This is a genomic window from Sinorhizobium fredii USDA 257 (genome assembly GCF_000265205.3).
Lineage (GTDB): Bacteria > Pseudomonadota > Alphaproteobacteria > Rhizobiales > Rhizobiaceae > Sinorhizobium > Sinorhizobium fredii_B.
Window position 1 is genome coordinate 5,489,071 of record NC_018000.1, and the last position, 24,078, is coordinate 5,513,148.

Sequence of the window (24,078 nt, forward strand, 5' to 3'; positions counted from 1 at the left end):
CATCGGATGGGCGTGTAGCTCAGCGGGAGAGCACTACGTTGACATCGTAGGGGTCACAAGTTCGATCCTTGTCACGCCCACCATCCAAGTTTCTGATTTAGAAGGCCTTTCGAGAGATCGAAGGGCCTTTTGCGTAGTTTCCCTCGGGTTCACTGAACCCGGTAGGAAGGGATTCGGCATGAGCCGGGCCGCTTTCCGCCAAAGCCGATCTCGAGCGTATCTCGCGCGCCGCGCGCCGGACCGGTGCGACAGTTCAAGTCGACCTGCGGAGCCTCGTCGCCGCGGTCATGCCGGCCGCTTCTTCCGAAGACGTTGGGACACTGCGATCGACGGTTTGGGAAAGAGAATTGAGACGACGACTAATCGTCACGCAATCGACACGATCGGCGGTTACACAGATCCATCTCGTCATTGACCACGGATGTACTGGCAATGGCTGCAGGAAGGTCGGGTTCACCCCGGCTTTTTTGTTGCCAGCTGCTCGTGAGATGAGAGCCAGGAAGGTCGTGGCAACTGCAAAGGGCGTGATTGAATTTCAGATGAGCATCGAGGCGATCGATCGAGCCATAGACGACGAAAAAAGGCTACACCGGGCTTCAGAAGCGCCACTGGGCGCCCCTCCGGTTTAACGCTTCCCCAGCCTCCGCAGGTGCCTTTTGTAGCTTCCCGGGAACCGCTTTAGCTTCCCTGCACCGGGTCTGTTCGCCTGTTCTACCAGGTGAGAAAATTCCGGATACTCCGCTTTCAGCCGCCTTATCTGGCGACCCTGATGGAGGATGGGCACGAGTTCGACAATCGACCGGTACTTGATGAGGAAAGGCAGAAGATCGCCTCCATCCACCGGTATTTGCCCCACGGCAGAGGCCATCGTCGGCGAAGATTCTTTTCGGGGAACACCGAGCTCTGCCCATGTCTTCACGATGGGCATCCACATCGCGAAGCTTGTGGGGATTTCTTCACTGGGGTAGCTGGCACCCTCCTTAACTTCCCCATGCCTCAGAAGCCATTTTAAAGGTGTGCCGGGCTGCAGAGTGACGGAAAGACGCCACCCCGAGATAAGCCCGGGATTTTGTTTCGCGAGTTCCTGCATACTCGACATGGTCCACCCCCGGCGTAAAAAATGCTTCGCGATGCGGGACCTGTCTAGTTACACATTTGGGTAGGTAAGCCATCGAAAAACAATCCTGAAGCGAGTTTGGGAACCCGCCATCAACCGCACCTCGGCTACGGCCGAGCGGAGCTCTGCTAGGACCTTGGTCCAACAATAAATGGGCCAGAGGTCTTAGCCCAACTTGTTATTATCCCATTGATATTGCTTGTAATCCTTGACTCACACGTGGCCTGTGCGACCCTCGGACTCCTGGTTGTACCCCGGGGAGGCAGGCAATGAGACTCATGAAAGTGAAGAAGAAGTATCTCCGAAAGACCCACGAGCCGGGTGTAACCGAACGCCTTGTTGATGGAAGCATCGGCATTCGGGGTGCAGCCCCTGGTTTCTCGTACCGCGCGGAATGGACTCACAATGGGCGTCCGGGCACTTTCGAGGCGTGGCTGATAAGCAAGGGCGTCATGCCCAAGCAGTAGACTCACAGCGGCCGATCGCTCCTGCTGATCTGCTTCCTGGGCGAGACGCATGTAGCGGTGCGCAGCTTCGCTAAGAGAAATCAGGTTCGCGCTTCAGCCATCCCTGAATTCGCCATGCGGATGAGCGGCCTTTCCTCGAGGGTCGATCCGGGCTTTCCTCGCGAAGGTCAAGGCATGCGCTGACCGGCTTTCATCCGGCCCTGCGGAATTCGTCCGCCATGGCTTGGCGCGACTTCACCCTCTATTTCGTTGATATTTTCGACGTTCTTGGGCCGGTAGAGGTATTTCCCATAGGCCGATCGCAGCTGGCCCAGCCGCTTTTTCGGCTGCGGGTCACGCGATTGTCACGATCGGCGGCTAGGAAAGACCCACTTCGCCTTTGACCACGGATGGACTGGCAAAGGGGAAGATGATGAGGAAGGTCGGATCAGCCCGGCCTTTTTTGTTGGGCGAGGTTTCGCGACTGAAGCTCGAGTGGGAGACCTTGGATTGCGTAGCGCGCCAGGCATGTTCCTGACGGTTGCCTGTGCTTGCCGGCAGTGCCCAATTGATACTCGAGCTTCGCTGCAAGGCCCATTCGGGACGTCTCACCCGCCAGGAACAGCTTGGTCACAAGCAATGCGGCCGTGTTGAAAAGCCGCTGATCCGCGACAAGGAGGCTGGCGTCATAGCCGGCCTCGTCCAAGACGGACCGGATCATGTCCAAATCGGAATTCGAGAAATTGTCTACGGTGGAAGACATGACGTCCTCCTTTCGTTGGGGGCCAGGGTAGTCAGCCCTCAAGCAGTAGCGCCCGTAATATTGCTACTGAAGGTTGGACACTGCGCCTTTGCGATCGCAATGGCAACCGCCCCAAGGTTTTATTTAGATCGCCGCTCGGACATGGCCGACTCTAGAGCCTGACGATATCGCCGACCCAATATTCCACCCGATACCGAACCGAGTTGGCTTGTTCTTTCGCTTCGCGCCAAGTCGCGCGGCTATACCGGCCGTCGCAGGCGATCTGATCGATCGCCATAAGGCCAGCCAATGCAACAATGAAGAGTAGCGAGCCGCGCATATCGACATCTTGTCGATGAATTATTTAGAAAGATCTAACGCGCGACCTCGCCGGTCTTTCGATTTCTGCCGGTCGATACTTGCGACGCTCTCGGAGAGGCCCGCATATTCACCGCCGATGCAATCGATCCGTGCTTCTTCGATTGCTTGTCATCCGGTTGTCATGATCGGCGGCTAGGAAAGACCCATCTCGCCTTTGACCACGGATGGACTGGCAAAGGGGAAGGTGATGAGGAAGGTCGGGTCTACCCCGGCCTTTTTTGTTTGTCCGCAGTGATCGCGAAAATGCGAGCCGGGCACAGTCTGCCGACGCGCCGGAGGAAGGCGCCCCTGGCCGCCAGCTTTCAGTGAGCGACCTGCGACGCTGCCGACATCACTTCGTCCGGAGAAGGCGCACGAAACATGTTGCGGCCGTCCGGCGCAGCTTCGGTAAAGGACCACCGCACAACACCGTCCCGGTCGAGCAGGAACTCACCGACGAGTTGCGCCATCGCCGCGGCCTCCATCCGACGGTCGTCGTCCGTCATCTCGTAGGCGTCGGCCTTCTGGAGATAATTCGACGCGGCGACCGGATCCATCGGTTCCGGCAATACGCCAGGCATGTCGATGCGCATCGACATCACCGTCTGCATGCCCATCTTGCGCGGCCAATCGTCCTCGTCTTCGGTGAATTCGAGATTCGGCAAGCCGAAGGCTCGATGCGAAATCCGGTCGGGATCCGCCGCGGCGAGCAAATTCGGCAAGGGATGGTAGCGGAAATAGAGGCGCGCTCGCTCGATCGGCGTGTTCACGACGGTCAGGGTCTCGACGCCCTTTTCGCTCAGAGCAGCCTTGAGCTGCGCCATCGTGGCGATCTGCCGGCGGCAGAATGGGCATTGCAGCCCCCTGAACAGACCCACCAAAACAGGTTTGTATCCCCGAAAATCATCGAGGGCGATCTTGCCCTCCTGGGTGATCGCGTCGAGCACCACGTTCGGCGCCCGGTCGCCCGGCTGCAATGGCCCGGAGCTGCGATTTTCCGCCATGGCTGTTCTCCTCCCTCGTGCAGCCCCGGGGCCTCGTTTAGGCGTGCGAGGCTGCTTCTCTCCGCGCCTTTGCCTGGTATGAAGGACCGTTCAGTCGAGGAACGGCAGTATCACCAAGGCTTCCGGGTCGAGATCGTGGCTTTCGCAGATGTCGTGAGCCAAACGGAACTGGCGTTCGGCCTCGGCGAGTTCGCCTTCATCGAGGCAAAGTGTCGCCAAGCCATCATAGCACGGAAACAGCACCTGCGCCTCGCCGGTTTCGCCGGCAAGGTCGAGCGCTTCGCCGTAGAGCTGGCGCGCATCAGCTGGCCTGCCGTGGCACTGGTAGATCTGCCCCAGCACGAGCAGCGATACCGGCAAATGGTCGCGCTGATCGAGCGCCCGGTCGATTTCGATCGCCCTTTGCGCCGCCGGCACGCCTTCGGTCGCGCAGCGGTCGGTGAAAGTGCAACAGGCGACCGCGAGATTGGCGAGCAGCCGAGCCTGAAAGCCGAGATCGCCGATGCGGTGGGCCATGTCGAGGCCGCGCCGGCAGATGTCGATCGCAAGCTTCGGGTCGACGATCGTATAGAGCACGCCGAGATTCGTGTAGCCGCGGCAGGCCGCGTGCATCAGGGCAGCTGCTTCGGCGACGGCAACGCTCGTCTCCACAGCCTCGATCGCCTCTCGCGTGCGGCCGCTTCGCGCGAGAGCCACCCCCTTGGTATTCAATGCCTCGGCGGTGACAAGGGCCACCTCCCGCCGGGTCTCGTCGCTCACGTCTGGACCAAGCGCCTTGACCCGCTCCAAAGCTTCCTCCGCCCATTGGGAGGCAGCAAGATAGTCGCCCATGCGGAAGGCGAGATGCCCCCGCTCCTGCAACAGCGACGCGCTTTCGACCGGTGCCTCGGCGCGTTCGAGGAGGCCCGACGCTTCCGTGAATCTCGCCTGCGCTTGATCGCGCTTGCCGGCCTCCCAGAGAAGATGGCCGAGCTTGCGGAGGATTCGTGCAGAAGCAACTGGGTCTGCCGATACGCGATGAGAGCCAAGCAGGGCGCGGTAGTGCTCCTCGGCTTGCGCGCGCTCGCCGAACGGCACCAGGAGATCGGCAATCCGCTCGCGAGCGACGAACCAGTCCGGCCGCTCTTCGCCAAGCGTGGCAAGGGCGGCCATCGCCTGCCGATAGAAGCGGATGGCGTCCTCGTTGGCGTAGAGCTGGCTTGCCCGGTCTCCTGCGGCCATCAGGTAGTGTGCGCCCCTGGCCCGATCGGCGGACTGACTGTAGTGATGCCCGAGGACAGCCAGATCCTCGAAGCGCTCCGGATTCTCCCCATGGCGGCGCTCCAGAGCGTTCGCGATGGCCGCATGAATCTCCGTGCGCCGCTTGACGAGGAGATTGTTGTAGACCACCTCGTGCAGCAGGGACTGCACGAAGCGATAGCCTTGCGGTGCCTGCGTACCGCCCCTGGCACTCTCTTCGATGATCTCGGCGTCGCAAAGCAACTCCAGACCCGATGCGACATCGCTGGGCTGGATGACGGCGAGCAACTCGGCGTCGAAGCGCGGGCCGATGACGGCCGCACCATGGACGAGACGGCGCACCTCCTGCGGCAACCGATCGATCCGCGCCAGCAGCATCGCCTCGATACCCGCGGGAATGTCGACTCGCGCTTCGCCGTCGGCGACGTGCCATTCGGAGCCATCGCGCCGCAGCGTTTCGAGCTCGATGAGGCCCCGGACGATTTCCTCGATGAACAGTGGGTTGCCGCCGGCACGCGCGAGGATTTGCTGGCGCAGGCTTCCAGGGAGGCAAGCCTCTCCGAAGAAACCGGCAAGAAGCCGCTGTCCGTCGGCGGGAGAGAGCGGCCCGAGGCGCAGTGCGGTGACGCCCGTGCGACCGGGGGCCAGACGCTCCGGGCCGGCGTCGGGTCGCTGCGTGGTGATCAGCATCAAAGGACGACGATCCAGCCGGTCGAGCACGAAGCGCAAGGCCTCCAGCGAAGCGGAATCCGCCCAGTGCAGATCTTCAAGGACGATGAGCAACGGCGTCCGTTCGAGCCGCCGCTCGAACAGGGTGCGGATGACGGAGAGGAGTTGGCGCCGGATCTGGTCGGGAGCAACGTGCTGCAGGGCACCTTCGCGATCTCCTATCCCCAGGATATGGAAGAGAAGCGGCATCAACTCGCCGAGCTCGTCGGCGCTAAAGCCGATTTCGGCAAGACCGGACGCCAGCCGCTCCTGCGTTTCCTCCGCCGTCCCGCCGGGCGGTATGCCATATGCACTGCTCAGCACGGTGGCGAGCGTCCCGTAGGACGGCTCGCCGAGCGGAGAACAGGCCGCACGCCTGACGGCCACATGCGCAAAGCGCGGATCCTCGCCGAGGGTCGCCAGAAACTCGCTCACCAGACGCGACTTGCCGATGCCGGCTTCCCCGGTCAGCCGCACGACCTGCGCGGTGCCGGCGCAGGCGAGCACCAGGCAATCGCGCATGCGGGCGACCTCGGCGTCGCGTCCGATGAGCGGCGCACTGAGACCGAGGGCGTCCAGGCCCCTTGCCGGGCGCGGCGCCTCGAGCGCGCCGCCCACGCGATGGACCTGAAGGCTGCCGGTCTTGCCGCGCAGGGCAACGGCGCCGAGCGTTTCATAGGCGAAGGCATGCCGGGTGAGCTTGTAAGTAACCGGCCCCGCAAGGATTTCATCCGGGCCCGCCAGCGCCTGCAGGCGCTGCGCCGTGTTTACAGTGTCGCCGGTGACCGAATAGGACTTCGTGTCGCCCGCCCCGAAGCCGCCGGTGACGACCGGGCCGGTGTTGACGCCGATATGGAGGCTGAGCGGCAGGCCGATGCGCCTGTGCCAGCGGTCACTCACCTGCGCGGCCCGATCGCGCATCTCCAATGCGGCCCGAAGAGCCCTCTCCGGATCGTCCTCATGGGCCACCGGGGCGCCGAAGAGCGCAAGCAGCGCATCGCCGATGAACTTGTCGACGAAGCCGCCGAACGTCTCGACGGCGCTCGTCAATTCCTCGAAGAGCTCGTTCTGCAGCGCCTGGAGAATTTCCGGATCGATCTGCTCGCTAAGGCCGGTGAAGCCGCAAAGATCGGCAAACAGGACCGTAACTGTGCGCCGGTCGGCCCCGATATCCTGTGCCGACGGTGCTGCAGGCGCCTGTGGCACAGGCGCCATCGTGATCGGCTTCGGAGCCGGTCGGGCTTCCGCGGGCGCTCCGAGCCGGGCGCCGCAACTGGGGCAGAAGGCGAAATGCGGCGCGCAGCGGTAGCCGCAAGCTGGGCACGAACTCTGCTGTTTGGCGCCGCATTTCGGGCAAAACGCGAAGCCGCTCTCTATCTCGCTACCGCATTCATGGCAGTTCATCGCGGACGAACCTCAATACGCACCCGGCGGCGAAGAGTCCGCGGCACAGGCGTGAATGCTGCAAAAGAATGGACTTGTTGATCCGGCTTGGCAAGCAAGGCGCCATTCAGGCGGACATCGAGGAATAGGTCGGCACATAGCCCAACCGCTCCGGATCGAATGCCGTGCAAGGCAACTGCGACCGGCCAGACTTCGCTCTCAAGGCCTGCGCGCCTGTCCGCCCCGGCAGGCGGAAATAATCTGACGCGAAAGATGACGCGCGCGCAATTTTGCGCTAGTACCCCTGCACCGGCGCTCAAGGATCGCCATATTCGCGTATCGACATTCGTCCGTGAAGGAAACCGTTCATGCCTGCCTATCGCTCCCGCACCACCACTCACGGCCGCAACATGGCCGGCGCCCGCGGCCTCTGGCGCGCGACGGGCATGAAGGACAGCGACTTCGGCAAGCCGATCATTGCGGTGGTGAACTCCTTCACCCAATTCGTGCCCGGTCACGTGCATCTCAAGGACCTCGGCCAGCTCGTCGCCCGCGAGATCGAGGCGGCGGGCGGCGTCGCCAAGGAATTCAACACCATCGCAGTCGACGACGGCATTGCCATGGGCCATGACGGCATGCTTTATTCGCTGCCGTCGCGCGAAATCATCGCCGACAGCGTCGAATACATGGTCAACGCCCATTGCGCCGACGCCATGGTCTGCATCTCCAACTGCGACAAGATCACCCCCGGCATGCTGATGGCGGCCTTGCGCCTCAACATCCCCGCCGTCTTCGTCTCCGGCGGGCCGATGGAGGCGGGCAAGGTCGTGCTGCACGGCAAGACGCACGCGCTCGACCTCGTCGACGCCATGGTCGCGGCCGCCGACGACAGTGTTTCCGACGAGGACGTCAAGGTCATCGAGCGGTCCGCCTGTCCGACCTGCGGCTCCTGCTCCGGCATGTTCACGGCCAACTCGATGAACTGTCTGACCGAGGCGCTCGGCCTGTCGCTGCCCGGCAACGGCTCGACGCTCGCCACCCATGCGGACCGCAAGCGCCTCTTCGTCGAGGCCGGCCATCTCGTCGTCGACCTGGCGCGGCGCTATTACGAGCAGGACGACGACCGTATCCTGCCGCGCTCGGTCGCGAGCAAGAAGGCCTTCGAGAACGCCATGGCGCTCGACATCGCCATGGGCGGCTCGACCAACACCGTCCTGCACATCCTCGCCGCCGCCTATGAAGGCGAGGTCGACTTCACCATGGACGACATCGACCGGCTGTCGCGCAAGGTTCCCTGCCTGTCGAAGGTAGCACCGGCAAAAGCCGACGTGCACATGGAAGACGTGCATCGCGCCGGCGGCATCATGTCGATCCTCGGTGAACTGGAAAAAGGCGGCCTCATCAACCGCGAGTGCCCGACCGTGCACAGCGAGACGATCGGCGACGCCATCGATCGCTGGGACATCACCCGCACGTCGAGCGAAACGGTCCGCAACTTCTTCCGCGCCGCCCCCGGCGGCATCCCGACCCAGGTCGCCTTCAGCCAGGCGGCGCGCTGGGACGAACTCGACACCGACCGCGAGAAGGGCGTCATCCGCTCGGTCGAACATCCCTTCTCCAAGGACGGCGGCCTCGCCGTCCTGAAGGGCAATATCGCGCTCGACGGCTGCATCGTGAAGACGGCCGGCGTCGACGAGAGCATCTTGAAGTTCTCCGGTCCGGCCCGGGTCTTCGAGAGCCAGGACGCCTCCGTCAAGGCGATCCTCGGCAACGAGATCAAGGCCGGCGACGTGGTCGTCATCCGCTATGAAGGTCCGAAGGGCGGACCCGGCATGCAGGAAATGCTCTATCCGACGAGCTACCTGAAGTCGAAGGGCCTCGGCAAGGCCTGCGCGCTGATCACCGACGGCCGCTTCTCCGGCGGTACCTCCGGTCTCTCGATCGGCCACGTCTCGCCCGAGGCGGCGAATGGCGGCACGATCGGGCTCGTCCGCGAAGGCGACATCATCGATATCGATATCCCCAACCGCACCATCAGCCTGCGCGTCGAGGAAGCCGAGCTTGCCAGCCGCCGCGCGGAGCAGGACGCCAAGGGATGGAAGCCGGCCGAACAGCGCAAGCGTCGGGTGACGACGGCGCTCAAGGCCTATGCCGCCTTCGCGACCTCCGCCGACCGCGGGGCTGTCCGGGACCTGGGCGACCGCTAAGCCATCGGATCGCCGCGGCTGCAAAAGGTTATGTCAGACCGGATGAGCTTCATCTCCTCATCCGGCTCCAGTTTGTCGAGAACGCAAGTCCGATCCAACCACATCGTCGGGCGGGACTGGGAACTTATGGCGAAGAAAGTCTACCTGGCCGGACCCGAGGTCTTCCTGCCCAATGCGCGCGAAATGCTCGATCAAAAGGCGTCGCTGACGCGTGCCGCCGGATTGATCCCCCTGTCGCCGGGCGACCTGAAAATTCCGCCAACCAATTCGAAGCGGGATCGTGCGGCAGCGATCAGCGCCGTGGACGAACAGATGATGCTCGAGGCGGACGCGATCATCGCAAACCTGACGCCCTTTCGCGGCATCGCCGCCGACACCGGGACCACGTTCGAGCTCGGCTTCATGTGCGCGCTCGGCAAGCCGGTCTTTGCCTATACCAATGTGGCGCGCGACCACACCGACCGCGTTGTCGAACACTTCAAGGGCGCCGTCGCGCCTGATGCGGAAGGCCGGTTGCGCGACCCCGACGGGTTGTCGGTCGAGGATTTCGGCCTGATCGACAACCTCATGCTGCATTCCGGCATCGAACGCCGCGGCGGCATCATCATAGTCGGCGATGCAGCGAGGGACGCGGTCTACACCGACCTCGCGGCGTTCGAGAAATGCCTGGCCGCCGCGGCCCGCAAGCTCAGCGAAACGTGATCCCTCACATGTATTTCGTCTCGGCCGGCGCATTCCACCAGTTGTTGTGCAGCCCGTCCATATACTGGATCGGCAGGGCCGCAAGCACCCCCGGATCGATATCGTCGAGGCACGAAATATTGATGGAGACGAAGGCGCCGCCGATCTCTTCGACATAGCCGTGGCCGTAGGGCGCGGCACCGCATGTCATGCAGAACCGGTGATGGCCGCTCATCGTGGCGAACTGATAGTCTCCGATACCGGTCTCTTCGCACAGGAGCCGAAAATTCTCCGGCTTCACGCTCGCGCCCCAATAGCGCAGTTTCGAGCAGTACGAACAATTGCATCGACTGGTCCCGGCGTTAAGGTCGACATCGACCTCGTACCGAATCCGTCCACAATGGCAGCTACCCTTGTAGGTCGTCTTCATCAGCGTTCCTCCCATTCAAAGCTTGTAAAGCCGACACGAATACGACAACATATTGTCAACATCCACTTTTGACAGCATGTTGTCAATATGAGCTTTCCCACGCGCACGCCCGCCGGCGATGCCTTTGCCGAATTGGCAATCTCCGTGCTTCGTCTCGCCGGTCACCTGAACTCGGAAGGAGATAGGCTTGCGGAGCCGTCCGGCCAGAGCAGTGCGCGATGGCAGGTGCTGGCGGCAGCCGGCCATGCGCCCATGTCCGTGGCGGAAACAGCCCGATTGCTGGGATTGGCCCGGCAAGGGGTGCAGCGCATCGCCGATCTTCTCGATGCCGAGGGATTGATCGCCTATCGGAGCAATCCGGTCCATCAGCGCGCCAAGTTGATGGCGCTAACCGAGAAAGGGGAGGCGGCGCTCGCCGACATCGCCGGCCGGCAGGCCATCTGGGCGAATGCGCTCGGAGCTGACTTAGGGGAAGAGAGGCTGCGGCAGGCAACGGCGCTGATCACGGAGATTGTCGCGCTTCTCGGCGAAAGGCGCACTCCATCCTGATCATGCGGCGCCTATGTAAGAGCGAGGAGGTCGGCCCGCAGCCGCTCGGGGCCGGCGTCGCCGAGTTGCGCATCGATCGCCTCATGCGTTCGCTTCCAGATTGGCACGGCTTCAGCCAGCAGCCGCTCGCCCGCTTCCGTCAGTCGCAGGCGCCGCAGTCGTCTGTCCTGCGGATCCACGAAGGTCTCCAGAAGACTGCGACGCTCCAGCGGCTTCAGCGCTGCAGTCAGCGTCGTTCGATCCATGGCCAGGAGCGACGCGACCGCGCTCATGCTCGGCGGCTCCGGCCTATTGAGCGACATCATCAGCGAGAACTGTCCATTGGTGATGTCGAGCGGCCTGAGCGCATCGTCGAAACGGCGGGCCAGCGCCCGGGCGGCGCGCTGGACATGCAGGCACAGGCAGGTATCCCTGACGAAGATCGTGGTCGAGAAAGGGATGAGCGGCGACTTTGACATGTCCGACTAATGTTGATATCAACCTAAATAGTCAAGCACAAATGGCAATGCCTCCACCGTTCGACGTGCTCACCGCAAGTCTCGAGCTGCGTTATAATCGGTGCTCCAACGAGAATTCGATCGAAGCCCTGTACTGGAGGAGGAACGGATATGGGACCGAACCACGCCGTCGTATCTCAGGAGGAATGGCTGCAGGCACGCAGATCGCTGCTGGCGCTGGAGAAGGAACATAGTCGGCTGCGGGACAAGATAAACACCCAACGTCAGGCATTGCCTTGGGTGCGGCTGGAGAAATCCTACACCTTCGATACACCGGAAGGCCCAAGAACGTTGGCGGAGCTCTTCGACGGACGTGGCCAGCTTCTCGTCTACCACTTTATGTTCGGCGAGAGCTGGGACGCCGGTTGCCCAAGCTGCTCCTTCCTTGTCGACCATTTCGATGGCGCCCTGCCGCATCTCAACCATCACGACGTCACGCTGGTTGCCGCATCTACCGCCCCGCTCGAGAAGATCGAGGCCTATCGACAGCGAATGGGCTGGGATTTCCCCTGGGTTTCCGCCTCGGGCGATTTCAACGGCGACTTCCACGTGTCCTTCACGCCCAGCGAAATGGCGAAGGACAAGGTCGTGTACAACTTCACCGAAATCGATCCTAAGGACGCCTTCGAGGAACTCCCTGGCCTCAGCGCCTTCTACAAAGACGAGGATGGGACCGTCTATCACACCTATTCGACCTATGCCCGTGGGCTGGAGGAAATGGCCGGCACCCTGATGCTTCTCGATCGCGCTCCCAGGGGGCGCAATGAACGCACGAATATGGATTTCGTCCGTCGTCATGATGAATACGAGGACACACCGAAGCGGCACGCCTGCTGCGACTGAATGGACTTAGCGGCCACTGGCCCTATGTCTCGCGGCATCGGGGGCACAAACTACGGCTATGCAATCGAAAGAGCCCGAAGTCGGGTAAACGACCATGCGCGAAACAAGGAGGAAAAAGTGAAAGCAGAGCCTCAGGAAGAACACCGTTGGCTGGAACAACTGCTCGGCGAATGGACGTCCGAACATTCGACCGGAAGCGCCGAGGCGAGTGGCCCATGGGTGGAGAATGTCCGCTCGATGCAAGGCCTCTGGGTGGTTTGTGAAGGGCAAGGCACTATGCCGGACGGGAATCCCGGCCAGACCCTGATGACGCTTGGGTTCAATCCGCTGACCGGTCGCTATGTCGGCACATGGGTCGGCTCCATGATGACCCATATGTGGGTCTATGACGGTGAGATCGAAGACGACGGCAAGACGCTTGCACTGAATTGCGAAGGCCCGGACTTTGAAAATCCCGGCAGATCGGCCAGATACCAGGACAGAATAACGCTGATCGATGCGAACCGCAGGACACTGACGGCCCGCGTCCAGGCCGAAGACGGAAGCTGGAAGGAAATGATGCAGGCGGAGTATCGCCGCCGATAGCTGATGCCACGGCGACCGTTGCGTCGCCCCACCCGGAGGATCGACAATGCATGGGAAATTCATCTGGTACGAACTGATGACGACGGACACGAAGGCTGCGGAGGCCTTCTACAAGAGCGTCGTCGGCTGGTCCGCCCGCAATGCGGACATGCCTGGCATGGACTACACGCTATTCTCCATGGGCGACCACCAGGTGGCCGGTCTGATGACCATGCCCGACGGGGCGCTCGAGATGAAGGTGCCGCCGGCCTGGCTCGGCTATGTCGCGGTCGATGACGTCGACGCGGCCGCCGACAAGCTCGCCGCCGCGGGCGGCACCGTCCACCGCGCGCCGGACGACATTCCCGGCGTCGGCCGCTTCGCGATCGTCACCGACCCCCATGGCGCGGCCTTTGCCCTCTTCAAGGGCGATGGCGAGCCGCCGCCCCCCATGGACCAGATGGCCGCCGGCAATGTGGGCTGGCATGAACTGATGGCCGGCGACCTCGACACGGCCTTCGACTTCTATTCGAAACTGTTCGGCTGGACCAAGGACCAGGCGATGGATATGGGCGAGATGGGCGTTTACCAGATCTTCGCCTTCAACGGCCAGCCGATCGGCGGCATGATGACCAAGCCGAAGGAAATCCCCGCGCCCCCCTACTGGCTCTATTACTTCAACGTCGAGGCGCTGGATGCAGCGATCGATCGGGCCAAGTCCGGCGGTGCGAAGATCATTCAGGAGCCAATGGAAGTGCCCGGCGGCGCCTGGATCGTCCAATGCACCGATCCGCAGGGTGCGCTTTTCGCGCTCGTCGCACCGAAGCGCTGACACGAACGTCGACAGAAGAGAGGGCTCGCGGTACCCGCGAGCCTTTGTCCCTATGCCGACGCCTGCGCTGCCTGACGGTTGAAGCCATTGGGCAACACCGGCGTGACGCGGGCATGGCTGGCAAGAAAGTCGAGAACCGCGCGCACGCGGGAAGGGAGAGCCCCGCCCTGCCCCAGAAAGACGGCGTGAATTTCCTCGAGATCGCCCGGATTCAACTCCTCGAGCACCGGCAGCAGCCGGCCGGCGCGAAGGTCCTCGCGCACGGCGAACTCGGCGAGGCGGGCCAGCCCGGCGCCGGCAAGGGCGAGCTGCCGCAGTCCCTCGCCATCGCTGACCTGCACGCCCCCCGAAGCGGCAAGTACGATCGTTTCGCCCGCATCCCTGAGAGGCCAGCCGTCGACCGCGCGGGCATAGCAGAAGCCAAGCCGGTCATGGGTCCGCAGTTCATCTAGGCTCCTGGGGATGCCTCTTCGTTCCACATAGGAAGGCGCCGCAACGATCATCATCCGCGTCGCGCCGAGCTTGCGGGCGATCAGTGTCGAGCTCTTGAGCGGTCCTGCCCGGACCGCCACATCGGCGCGCGCCTCCATCAGGTCGACGACCGCATCGGTCTGGACGATATCGAGCGTGACGGCCGGAAAGCGGACGCGGAATTCAGGGACCAGCGGCATCAGGATATGAGTGCCGAAGGACGCATTGACATTCAGCCGCACGCGGCCGGTCGGGCTTTCACCGGCCGAGGCGCAACGCTCCGCCTCGTCGATGTCGGCGAGGACCCGCGTCGTGCGTTCGTAGAAAGCATGCCCCTCCGGCGTAAGCTGCAGCTTACGCGTTGACCGGTTTACCAGCCGGACGCCGAGCCGCTCTTCGAGACGCAGCACGAGCTTGCTGACCGCCGAAGGCGTCATGCGAAAGTGGCGGGCCGCGGCGGAAAAGCCGCCGAGTTCCACTGCCTTGGCGAAGACTTCCATTTCGCCCGAGCGGTTGACCGAGGGTCGCGACATGTGAATTCAACTCACAGATAATGTTCCCGCCGGCAGTCTATATCCAAATCGCCGTCCGCTCCATCCTTCTCGTCGCAAGAATGGCATGAGCACGAAGGAGTTCAAGATGGAATACCGACGGCTTGGTTCGTCCGGATTGAAGGTGCCGGCGCTCAGCTTCGGCGCGGGCACATTCGGTGGCAAGGGTCCGCTTTTCAGCGCCTGGGGCACCACCGTCGAAGCGGAGGCCCGCCGCCTGATCGACATCTGCCTAGAGGCGGGCGTCAATCTTTTCGACACGGCCGACGTCTACTCCGACGGGGACTCCGAGGTCATCCTCGGAGCGGCGGTCAAGGGACGGCGCGACGAGGTGCTCCTGTCGACGAAGATGTCGCTGCCCGTCGGCAACGGACCGAACGATGCCGGCTCGTCCCGCGCGCGCCTCGTCAAAGGCGTCGACGCCGCCCTGAAGCGGCTCGGCATGGACTATATCGACCTGATGCAATTGCACGCCTTCGATGCCGGAACGCCGGTCGAGGAAGTGCTGACGACCCTCGACATGCTCGTGCGCTCCGGCAAGCTGCGCTATGTCGGCGTTTCCAATTTCTCCGGCTGGCAATTGATGAAATCGCTCGCCGCCGCCGACCGGCACGGCTATCCGCGTTACGTCGCCAATCAGGTCTACTACTCTCTCGTCGGTCGGGACTACGAATGGGAACTGATGCCGCTCGGCCTCGACCAGGGGGTCGGCGCGCTTGTCTGGAGCCCACTCGGCTGGGGTCGGCTGACCGGCAGGATACGCCGTGGCGAGCCGTGGCCGGAGGGAAGCCGACTGCACGACACCGCCGCTTTCGGCCCGCCCGTCGACGACGAAAGGCTCTACGACATCGTCGACGTGCTGGAAGGGATCTCGGAGGAAACCGGCAGGACTGTGCCGCAAATTGCCATCAACTGGCTCCTGCAGCGCCCGACCGTCTCGAGCGTCATTATCGGGGCGCGCAACGAGGAACAATTGCGCCAGAACCTCGGCGCCGTTGGCTGGTCGCTATCGGCCGACCAGGTCGCCCGCCTCGACGCCGCGAGCGCGACGACGGCGCCCTACCCCCACTTCCCCTACTACCGGCAGGAGGGCTTTGCCCGGCTCAATCCACCGCCGGTCTGAGACCAGGATCGCGCCGCTGCCGAAGGCGCAAGGCCCGCCGAAACCATCCCGGTTTCGGCTTGCTTTCTTTGTTCGCATTGCACAAAGTCCTTGCGAATGGCGGGCGAAGGACCCGCCATCGAGGGGAAAAACGCTGTATGTCGATCAAGGCCAGTATCTATCACCTGACCCATTACAAATATGACCGGCCGATAAGGCTCTCGCCGCAGATCATCAGGTTGAAACCGGCCGCTCATTCGAAGACGAAGGTCATCAGCCATTCGCTGAAAGTCTCGCCGGAAAACCATTTCGTCAATCTGCAGCAGGACCCCTACGGAAACTATCTCGCCCGTTACGTCTTTCCCGATCCGGTCACCGAACTGAAGGTCGAAGTCGATCTCGTTGCCGACATGACCGTCTATAATCCCTTCGACTTTTTCGTCGAGGAGGAATCCGAGCACTGGCCGTTCTGCTACCCTGAAGACCTCAGCGAGGATCTGAAGATCTACATGACGCCGGAGCCGATGGGCGAAAGGCTTTCGGCGTTCATGGCAGGCGTGGACCGCTCGCGCCAGCGCACCGTCGACATGGTGGTCGGCCTCAATGCGCGGCTGCAGAAGGAGATCGGCTATGTCATCCGCATGGAGCCGGGCGTGCAGTCGCCGGAGGAGACGCTCGGTGTGGCCAGGGGCTCCTGCCGCGACTCGAGCTGGCTGCTGGTGCAGATCCTGCGCAATCTCGGCTATGCCGCGCGCTTCGTCTCCGGCTATCTCATCCAGCTGACGCCCGACCTGAAGGCGCTCGATGGCCCCTCCGGCACCGAGCACGACTTCACCGACCTTCACGCCTGGGCCGAGGTCTACCTCCCCGGGGCCGGCTGGGTCGGGCTCGATCCGACCTCCGGCCTGCTTACCGGCGAGAGCCACATTCCGCTCGCCGCTACCCCGCACTTCCGGAACGCCGCGCCGATCTCCGGCGGCTTCTTCGGCGATCCGGACACGCAGTCGGATTTCGCCTTCGACATGAAGGTCGCGCGCGTCGCCGAACATCCGCGCATCACCAAGCCTTTTTCCGACGAAAGCTGGGAGGCGCTGAACGCCCTCGGCATCGAGGTCGACCGGGTGCTGGCCGACAACGACGTGCGCCTGACCATGGGCGGCGAGCCGACCTTCGTATCGATCGACGACTTCGAATCCGACGAATGGAACACGGCCGCCGTCGGCCCGACCAAGCGCGAAAAGGCCGACACGCTCATTCGCCGCCTGCGCGAGCGTTTCGCGCCGGGCGGCTTCCTGCACTACGGGCAGGGCAAGTGGTATCCCGGCGAAAGTCTGCCGCGCTGGACCTTCTCGCTCTATTGGCGCCGGGACGGCCTGCCGATCTGGCAGCGACCGGATCTGATTGCCGAGGAACGCGGCAAGCAAGATGTGAGTGAGCGCGACGCCGAGCGCCTGCTGGTCGCCATCGCCGGCGAGCTCGACCTCGCCGCCGACATGGTCGTACCTGCCTATGAGGATCCGGCCGAATGGATCATCAAGGAAGCGAACCTGCCGAACAATGTCGACCCGTCCAACTCGAAGCTGAAGGATCCGGAGGAGCGCAGCCGCCTCGCCCGCGTCTTCGAGCGCGGCCTGACGACGCCAACAGGCTACGCGCTGCCGGTACAGGCCTGGAATTCCCGGGCTACCGGCCGGAAATGGACGAGCGAGAAATGGAAGACCCGGCGCGGCCGTATCTTCCTTGTGCCCGGTGACAGCCCGGTCGGCTACCGCCTGCCGCTCGGTGCCCTGCCCTATATTTCCCCCTCCGCTTATCCCTATATCAATCCTGTCGACCCAACCGTTCCGCGCACGGACCTGCCGAACTTCACCGAAGAGAAGGGTCGCGCCCAACGGTCACGCTTCCAACCGGCCGAGGAGCCGCAAACGCCACTGCCCGCCGCACGCGACGAGATCGACGGCTCCGTGCGCACCGCGATCACCGTCGAACCGCGCGAAGGCCGGCTCAGTGTATTCATGCCGCCGACCACGGAAATCGAGGAGTATCTGGATCTCATCGCCTCGACCGAACGGGCCGCGGCGGCGCTCGGCCTGACCGTCCATATCGAAGGCTATCCGCCGCCGCAGGACGAGCGCATCAACGTCATCCGGGTCGCACCCGACCCGGGCGTGATCGAAGTCAATATCCACCCGGCTTCGACCTGGGGGGAATGCGTCGATATCACCACGGCGATCTACGAGGAGGCGCGCCAGAGCCGGCTCGGTGCCGATAAGTTCATGATCGACGGCCGCCATACGGGAACCGGCGGAGGCAACCACGTGGTGGTCGGCGGCCGCAGCCCCAATGACAGCCCCTTTTTGCGCCGGCCGGATCTTCTGAAGAGCATCGTGCTGCACTGGCAGCGGCATCCCTCTCTCTCCTATCTCTTTTCCGGCCTGTTCATCGGACCAACCAGCCAGGCGCCGCGCATCGACGAGGCACGCCATGACTCCCTTTACGAGCTGGAAATCGCCCTTGCCCAGGTGCCGGTGCCCGGCGCGGGCCGCGTGCCGCCGCTGCCATGGCTTGTCGATCGACTGTTCCGCAATCTGCTCGTCGACGTCACCGGCAATACGCACCGCTCGGAGATCTGCATCGACAAGCTCTTCTCGCCCGACGGTCCGACGGGGCGCCTCGGCCTCATCGAGTTCCGCGGCTTCGAGATGCCGCCGAACGCCCGCATGTCGCTCGCCCAGCAATTGCTGGTCCGCGCCCTCATCGCCCGTTTCTGGAAAAACCCGGTCGAAGGCGGTTTCGTGCGCTGGGGCACGGCGCTTCACGACCGCTTCATGCTGCCACACCATGTCTGGCAGGATTTCCTCGATGTTCTCGCTGACCTGAGGGCGCATGGCTTCGACTTCTGGCCGGAATGGTTCGAGGCGCAGCTCGAATTCCGCTTCCCCTTCTGTGGCGAGGTCGAATACGAGGAAGCGAAGCTCGAAATCCGCCAGGCGCTCGAACCTTGGCACGTGATGGGCGAGCAGGGCGCGATCGGCGGCACGGTGCGCTATGTCGATTCGTCAGTCGAGCGTCTCCAGGTGAAGCTCGCAACCGGCAATCCCGATCGCTACATCGTCACCTGCAACGGCCGGCCGGTGCCGCTGTCGAAAACCGGTACGAACGGCATCGCCGTCGCCGGCGTGCGCTACAAGGCCTGGCAGCCGGCAGCCGGCCTGCACCCCGTCTTGCCGGTGAACACTCCCCTTACATTCGACGTTTATGATACATGGTCGAATCGGGCGATCGGCGGCTGCGTCTATCACGTTGCGCATCCCGGCGGGCGTCACTATGAGACCTTTCCGGTCAACGGCAACGAGGCGGAGGCACGCCGGCTGGCGCGCTTCGAACCCTGGGGCCACACGACCGGCATGTATCGGCTGCGACCCGAGACCCCATCGGCGGAGTTTCCCCTGACGCTCGACTTGAGGCGTCCGGCAGGAGTGTAAATGGCGAAGAAACTGGCGGCAGAGGCAATAGGCAACGGGCGTCTCGATGGCGACCCGGCGTTCGGCTATCGCGCCCTGCCGGGCGTCGCCGACGAGATGCTCGACCCGCAGGGCAACGTCCGGCCGGTCTGGCAGCGGCTGCTTGCCGCGCTCGGCCGAATGGACGAAACGGAGCTCGCCAACCGCTTCGCGCGCGCCGACCGCTATCTGCGCGACGCCGGCGTGTTCTATCGCGCCTACGGCAAGGAAGGCACCGAACGAAGCTGGCCGCTGTCACACATTCCGGTGCTGATCGACGAAGCCGAATGGGCCGCCGTTTCCGAGGGGTTGATCCAGCGCGCCGAGCTCCTGGAGAAGGTGGTTGCGGATATCTATGGCGAGAACCGCCTTGTCCGCGAAGGCCTGCTGCCGCCGGCGCTCGTCGCCTCCAATCCGCAGTTCCTGCGCCCGCTTGTCGGCGTCGAGCCGGCTGGCGGACATTTCCTGCACTTCTGTACCTTCGAGATCGGGCGTGGCCCCGACGGTAACTGGTGGGTTCTTTCCGACCGGACCGAAGCGCCGTCCGGCGCAGGCTTTGCGCTTGAAAACCGCGTGGCGACGACGCGCGCCTTTTCCAACCTGTACGCCGAAACCCACGTCCACCGCCTGGCGAGCTTCTTCGGAGCGTTCCGCGATACCCTCCAAGCTCAAAAGCTGCATCCGGACGACCGCATTGCCGTTCTCTCGCCGGGCATCGCCAACGAAACCTATTTCGAGCACGCCTATATCGCCCGCTACCTCGGCTTTATGCTGCTCGAAGGCGAAGACCTGACCGTCGTCGGCAGTCGCGTGATGGTGCGCACCGTCGCCGGCCTGAAGCCGATCGGCGTCCTGTGGCGCCGCCTCGACGCCTCGTTCGCCGATCCGCTGGAACTCGATCAATCCTCCCATATCGGCACGCCCGGCCTCGTCGAAGCGCTCCGCGCCGGCTCCGTCTCGATCGTCAACGCAATCGGCTCCGGCATTCTCGAGACGCGTGCTTTCCTCGCCTTCATGCCGACGCTGTGTCGCCATCTGCTCGGAGAAGAGCAGAAGCTGCCGTCGATCGCCACCTGGTGGTGCGGGCAGCAGCCGGAACGCCAGCAGGTCGCGGGCAACATCGAGGGCATGGTCATCGGCCCGGCCTATTCGACGCGCCCCTTTTTCGACGACAACGGGCAATCGGTGCTCGGTGCCTCACTCCGCGACACCGCCAAGGCCTCGGTCGCCGAATGGCTGGCGACAGACGGCGGCAAGCTCGTCGGCCAGGAGGTGGTGACGCTGTCGACGACGCCGGCCTGGGTGCGCGGCAAACTGACACCGCGTCCGATGAGCCTAAGGGTCTTTGCTGCGCGCACCCGCGACGGTTGGCAGATCATGCCGGGCGGCTTCGCCCGCATCGGCTCGGGCGATGACGTGGCGGCAATCGCCATGCAGGCGGGCGGCACGGCCGCCGATGTCTGGATCGTCAGCGACAGGCCGGTCGAGCGCACGACGCTGCTCCCGGCCGAGGAGAGTTTTACCCGCAACCTGCCGGGCAGCCTGCCCAGCCGTGCGGCGGACAATCTCTTCTGGCTCGGCCGCTATATCGAGAGGGCCGAGGGGGCGCTGCGAATCCTGCGCGCCTGGCACAGCCGCTTTGCGGAAGCGGCAGATCCGAACATGCCGCTCCTGAAGGATGTCAGCAGCTATCTCGCCGCCCTCGACATCCGCACGCGCCAGCCGGTGCCCGACAGCCTGCTTGCCAATATCGAAAGCGCGCTCTTCAGCGCCGGCAACATCCGCGACCGGTTCTCTCCCGACGGCTGGCTTGCCCTGAACGACCTGTCGAAGACGGCACGCAAATTCCATGCGACCGTGACGGCCGGCGACGACGCGACCCATGCGATGACCATTCTGCTGCGCAAGCTTGCGGGTTTTGCCGGTCTCGTCCACGAAAACATGTACCGCTTTACTGGCTGGCGGTTCCTGTCGATCGGGCGCTATCTCGAACGCGGTCTGCACATGACGAGGCTGCTCGGGCACATGTCCGGACCGGAGGCTCCGGACGGCGCCTATGACATGCTGCTCGAGATCGGCGACAGCGTCATGACCCATCGCCGGCGCTACAACGTCAATACGGCCGCCTTGACCGTCACCGACCTTTTGGCGCTCGACCCGCTCAACCCACGCTCCGTCCTTTTTCAATTGAACGAGATCAAGACGGAGGTCGAACTGCTGCCGAACGCCTTCGCCAACGGCCAGATGTCGCCCTTCTACCGGGAGACGATGCGGCTTCACTCCGGCCTAGCGGTGATGACGCCGGAAGCCATGACCGCGCCGGTCTACAAGCGGCTCGAGCAGGATCTCGAAAGACTTTCGGACCTGCTCGCACAAACCTATCTCGGCTGACGGAGAGCGACTGCTCCGATGCTCTATGACATCAACCTGAAGATCACCTACGGTTACGAAGTTCCGGTGAGCGGCGGGCGCCATCTCGTGCGCGTCTTGCCCGCCTCGATCGCGGGCCGCCAGCGTCTGATCGCGGGCTCCCTCACGTTCCAGCCGACGCCCGGCGAGCGGTCCGAAAGCGTCGATTTCTTCGCCAACGCCACCACCTCCATCCTGTTCCGCTCCGTACACGAGAACCTCGTCATTCGCATGCAGGCGCGCGTGCAGGCCGAAGCGATCGCGCTCACCGCCGATTTCTCGCCGCCACTGGCCGGCCTGCCCTCGCAACTCGCCTCCTGCTGGTCGGCCGACGCCGACTCGCCGCACCATTTCATTGGCCCGAGTCCGCTGCTGCCCGAGACGCCGGACATCGCCGCCTATGCGCGCGAAATTGCCGGGGAGGACATGACTGTGCGTCAGATCGGCGTCGCCGTCTGCGAACGCATCCACCGCGATTTCGCCTACGATGCCGAAGCGACCACCGTGACCACGACGCCCGGCGAGGCCTTCAAGCTGAAGCGCGGCGTCTGTCAGGATTTCACGCATGTGATGATCGTGGCGCTGCGCAGCCTCGGCATTCCGGCCGGCTATGTCAGCGGCTTTCTGAGGACCCTGCCGCCGCCCGGCAAGGAGCGGCTCGAAGGCGCCGACGCGATGCATGCCTGGGTCCGCTTCTGGTGCGGCACAACCGGCGGCTGGATGGAACTCGACCCGACCAACAATATTCCGGCAGGCACCGACCATATCGTCGTCGGCCATGGACGCGACTATGGCGACGTGGCGCCGGTCATCGGCGTGCTGAAAAGCTACGGCAGCCACACAACGGAACAGGCCGTCGACGTCATTCCGGTAGGATGACTGGAACTGGCACAGTTCGCACCATTTTCCGGCAGACCCACCCCCGACGGCGCCCCGCAGAATACATGGGCTTTCTAGCGGTTCGTTAAGATTGCAGCGATTGCATGAACCGCACGGTAACGCATCATCCACTAGTGTCATAGGCGAGAGGGCACAACGTGTGGGGGTGCACACATATGGGAAGACGGTCCACTATAGGCCAATCCTTCATCCGAATGCTGAAGGATCGGAGCGGCAATTTCGGAATGATGACGGCGGTCGCTGCGCCGCTGCTTTTCGCAGCCGGCGGCGTGTCCATCGACATGGCCAACATGCTGATGACGAAGAACCAGCTCCAGGACGCGACCGACGCGGCCGCTCTGGCGGCGGCTTCAGCGCTTGTTTCCGACGACCAGCCGGATATCGCGGCGGCCAAGGAGCTTGCTCGCAAATTCCTGAAGACCCAGGCCGGCGGCACCACAACGCCCGATGCACCGGCCGACGGCGAAGATGGAGCCTCCTCCGGCGCTGCCTCGTCGACACCCACGTGGGACGACGTCAACACGGCTGAGGTGAACATCACCGAGACGCCGAACGGCGCGAAGGGAAAGATCTTCCAGGTCACCGTCGTCAACAAGCGCGTCATCGAGTTCAACGCCATGACGCGACTGCTCGGCACGGATTCGATCGAGCTTGAAGCCAGCTCCACGGCGGAAAGCGCCACCGAGACCAAAAACGCGCTGTCGATGTATCTCGTCCTCGACCGGTCCGGCTCGATGGCATGGAAGACGAACACGATCAACACGACAAAAAAGAGCTGCCCCAACTATACGGAGTCAAACTGGAGCAGGTACCCCAATCTGTGGGCGAGCAGCCCCTGCTACGTCACCAAGATCGACGCCCTGAAGACCGCCGTCCGCGACCTGCTGGCGCAATTGCTGGTCGCGGATCCGGATCAGATCTATGTCCGCACCGCGGCGGTCTCCTACAATGCTTCGCAGGATGCGGCGGGAACGCTCGCCTGGGGAACGAGTAACACGGCGAGCTATGTCAATGCGCTGGTTGCGATCGGTGGCACCGCCTCGGGCAGCGCCTTTAAGACGGCCTACCAGAAGGTCAGTGCGGACACGGAAAACACGGCCCATGCCGCCAAGAACGGCCAGGTGCCGACGAAATACATCGTCTTCATGACCGATGGCGAGAACAACTACGCCAATGACGACACGGTTACCAAGCAATGGTGCGACACGGCCAAGGCCAATAAGGTCGAGATCTACAGCGTCGCGTTCATGGCGCCGCAGCGCGGCCAGGAGCTGCTGAGGTATTGCGCCTCCTCGTCCTCGCATTATTACGAGGCCGAGGAAACCGCCGAGCTAGTCGCGGCCTTCAAGGCCATTGGCGAACGCGCCTCGGCCATGATTTCCCGCCTGACGAAATAACCTGAGTCGAAGGAGAGACGCTTATGGATCCTGGGTCGCTTCGGCCCGAAATCATCGCACTCCGGGTAATTTTGCCATGCCGTTCGGCCTTTGCCGGGCGGCATTTTTCTTGCTCCGAAGGTATTGAAATAGCAGCCTAAGTA

19 protein-coding genes and 1 tRNA gene are annotated in these 24,078 nt (G+C 63.4%); 13 read left to right on the forward strand and 7 right to left on the reverse strand.

The features are described from left to right. Positions 1-8 precede the first annotated feature (8 nt). A tRNA-Val gene (locus tag USDA257_RS25790) sits at positions 9-83 on the forward strand. 542 nt (positions 84-625) lie between these two features. Here the strand turns inward: USDA257_RS25790 and USDA257_RS25795 are convergent. Continuing rightward, positions 626-1,099 carry a hypothetical protein gene (locus tag USDA257_RS25795; protein ID WP_041414670.1) on the reverse strand — a complete coding sequence of 158 codons (474 nt, stop codon included), beginning with the start codon at positions 1,097-1,099 and terminating at the stop codon, positions 626-628. Between the two features lie 287 nt (positions 1,100-1,386). Between USDA257_RS25795 and USDA257_RS25800 the strand changes: the two genes are divergently transcribed. Further along, a complete protein-coding gene (locus USDA257_RS25800; protein ID WP_041414671.1) occupies positions 1,387-1,584 on the forward strand; it encodes a hypothetical protein in 198 nt (65 codons plus the stop codon). Between the two features lie 427 nt (positions 1,585-2,011). On the opposite strand, the gene USDA257_RS25805 is transcribed toward USDA257_RS25800, so the two are convergent. The 3 genes from USDA257_RS25805 to USDA257_RS25815 form a co-directional block, all read right to left on the reverse strand. Continuing rightward, on the reverse strand, positions 2,012-2,326 hold the full coding sequence (locus USDA257_RS25805; protein WP_014765928.1) for a hypothetical protein: 315 nt from the start codon (positions 2,324-2,326) through the stop codon (positions 2,012-2,014). Positions 2,327-2,988: 662 nt separating this feature from the next. Further along, positions 2,989-3,669 (reverse strand): peroxiredoxin-like family protein, encoded by a 681-nt coding sequence (locus USDA257_RS25810; protein WP_014765931.1) that lies wholly within the window; start codon positions 3,667-3,669, stop codon positions 2,989-2,991. 90 nt (positions 3,670-3,759) lie between these two features. Beyond that, positions 3,760-7,020 carry an adenylate/guanylate cyclase domain-containing protein gene (locus USDA257_RS25815; protein ID WP_014765932.1) on the reverse strand — a complete coding sequence of 1,087 codons (3,261 nt, stop codon included), beginning with the start codon at positions 7,018-7,020 and terminating at the stop codon, positions 3,760-3,762. A gap of 347 nt (positions 7,021-7,367) precedes the next feature. Here USDA257_RS25815 and ilvD point away from each other — a divergent pair, with 347 nt between their 5' ends. Beyond that, a complete protein-coding gene (gene ilvD, locus USDA257_RS25820) occupies positions 7,368-9,206 on the forward strand; it encodes a dihydroxy-acid dehydratase (protein ID WP_014765933.1) in 1,839 nt (612 codons plus the stop codon). A gap of 126 nt (positions 9,207-9,332) precedes the next feature. Continuing rightward, positions 9,333-9,908: a nucleoside 2-deoxyribosyltransferase gene (locus USDA257_RS25825; protein WP_041414672.1), complete on the forward strand. Its 576-nt coding sequence runs from the start codon at positions 9,333-9,335 to the stop codon at positions 9,906-9,908. A 4-nt stretch (positions 9,909-9,912) separates the two neighbouring features. Here the strand turns inward: USDA257_RS25825 and USDA257_RS25830 are convergent, their stop codons facing one another. Then, positions 9,913-10,317: a GFA family protein gene (locus USDA257_RS25830; RefSeq protein WP_014765935.1), complete on the reverse strand. Its 405-nt coding sequence runs from the start codon at positions 10,315-10,317 to the stop codon at positions 9,913-9,915. 87 nt (positions 10,318-10,404) lie between these two features. Between USDA257_RS25830 and USDA257_RS25835 the strand changes: the two genes are divergently transcribed. After that, positions 10,405-10,866, forward strand: a complete 462-nt coding sequence (locus USDA257_RS25835; RefSeq protein ID WP_014765936.1) for a MarR family winged helix-turn-helix transcriptional regulator — start codon at positions 10,405-10,407, stop codon at positions 10,864-10,866. Between the two features lie 11 nt (positions 10,867-10,877). On the opposite strand, the gene USDA257_RS25840 is transcribed toward USDA257_RS25835, so the two are convergent. After that, a complete protein-coding gene (locus USDA257_RS25840) occupies positions 10,878-11,324 on the reverse strand; it encodes a MarR family winged helix-turn-helix transcriptional regulator (protein ID WP_014765937.1) in 447 nt (148 codons plus the stop codon). Between the two features lie 150 nt (positions 11,325-11,474). On the opposite strand from USDA257_RS25840, the gene USDA257_RS25845 reads away from it, so the two are divergent. The 3 genes from USDA257_RS25845 to USDA257_RS25855 all read left to right on the forward strand — a co-directional run bounded on the left by USDA257_RS25845 (position 11,475) and on the right by USDA257_RS25855 (position 13,602). Next, on the forward strand, positions 11,475-12,206 hold the full coding sequence (locus USDA257_RS25845) for a DUF899 domain-containing protein (RefSeq protein ID WP_014765938.1): 732 nt from the start codon (positions 11,475-11,477) through the stop codon (positions 12,204-12,206). A 117-nt stretch (positions 12,207-12,323) separates the two neighbouring features. Then, positions 12,324-12,791, forward strand: a complete 468-nt coding sequence (locus tag USDA257_RS25850; protein ID WP_041415623.1) for a DUF1579 domain-containing protein — start codon at positions 12,324-12,326, stop codon at positions 12,789-12,791. 46 nt (positions 12,792-12,837) lie between these two features. Beyond that, positions 12,838-13,602: a VOC family protein gene (locus tag USDA257_RS25855; protein WP_014765940.1), complete on the forward strand. Its 765-nt coding sequence runs from the start codon at positions 12,838-12,840 to the stop codon at positions 13,600-13,602. Between the two features lie 50 nt (positions 13,603-13,652). Here the strand turns inward: USDA257_RS25855 and USDA257_RS25860 are convergent, their stop codons facing one another. Beyond that, on the reverse strand, positions 13,653-14,606 hold the full coding sequence (locus USDA257_RS25860; protein WP_014765941.1) for a LysR family transcriptional regulator: 954 nt from the start codon (positions 14,604-14,606) through the stop codon (positions 13,653-13,655). Positions 14,607-14,712: 106 nt separating this feature from the next. On the opposite strand from USDA257_RS25860, the gene USDA257_RS25865 reads away from it, so the two are divergent. The 5 genes from USDA257_RS25865 (at position 14,713) to USDA257_RS25885 (ending at position 23,935) form a co-directional block, all read left to right on the forward strand. Next, the gene (locus USDA257_RS25865) at positions 14,713-15,747 is read left to right on the forward strand and encodes an aldo/keto reductase (RefSeq protein ID WP_014765942.1); all 1,035 of its coding nucleotides are present in this window, start codon (positions 14,713-14,715) and stop codon (positions 15,745-15,747) included. Positions 15,748-15,884: 137 nt separating this feature from the next. Continuing rightward, complete coding sequence (locus tag USDA257_RS25870; protein WP_041414674.1) at positions 15,885-19,211, forward strand: transglutaminase family protein; 3,327 nt, start codon at positions 15,885-15,887, stop codon at positions 19,209-19,211. After that, complete coding sequence (locus USDA257_RS25875; RefSeq protein ID WP_014765944.1) at positions 19,212-21,620, forward strand: circularly permuted type 2 ATP-grasp protein; 2,409 nt, start codon at positions 19,212-19,214, stop codon at positions 21,618-21,620. It abuts the gene before it with no gap. Between the two features lie 18 nt (positions 21,621-21,638). After that, a complete protein-coding gene (locus tag USDA257_RS25880) occupies positions 21,639-22,517 on the forward strand; it encodes a transglutaminase family protein (RefSeq protein ID WP_014765945.1) in 879 nt (292 codons plus the stop codon). A gap of 176 nt (positions 22,518-22,693) precedes the next feature. Then, positions 22,694-23,935 carry a vWA domain-containing protein gene (locus tag USDA257_RS25885; protein WP_014765946.1) on the forward strand — a complete coding sequence of 414 codons (1,242 nt, stop codon included), beginning with the start codon at positions 22,694-22,696 and terminating at the stop codon, positions 23,933-23,935. Positions 23,936-24,078: the final 143 nt, after the last annotated feature.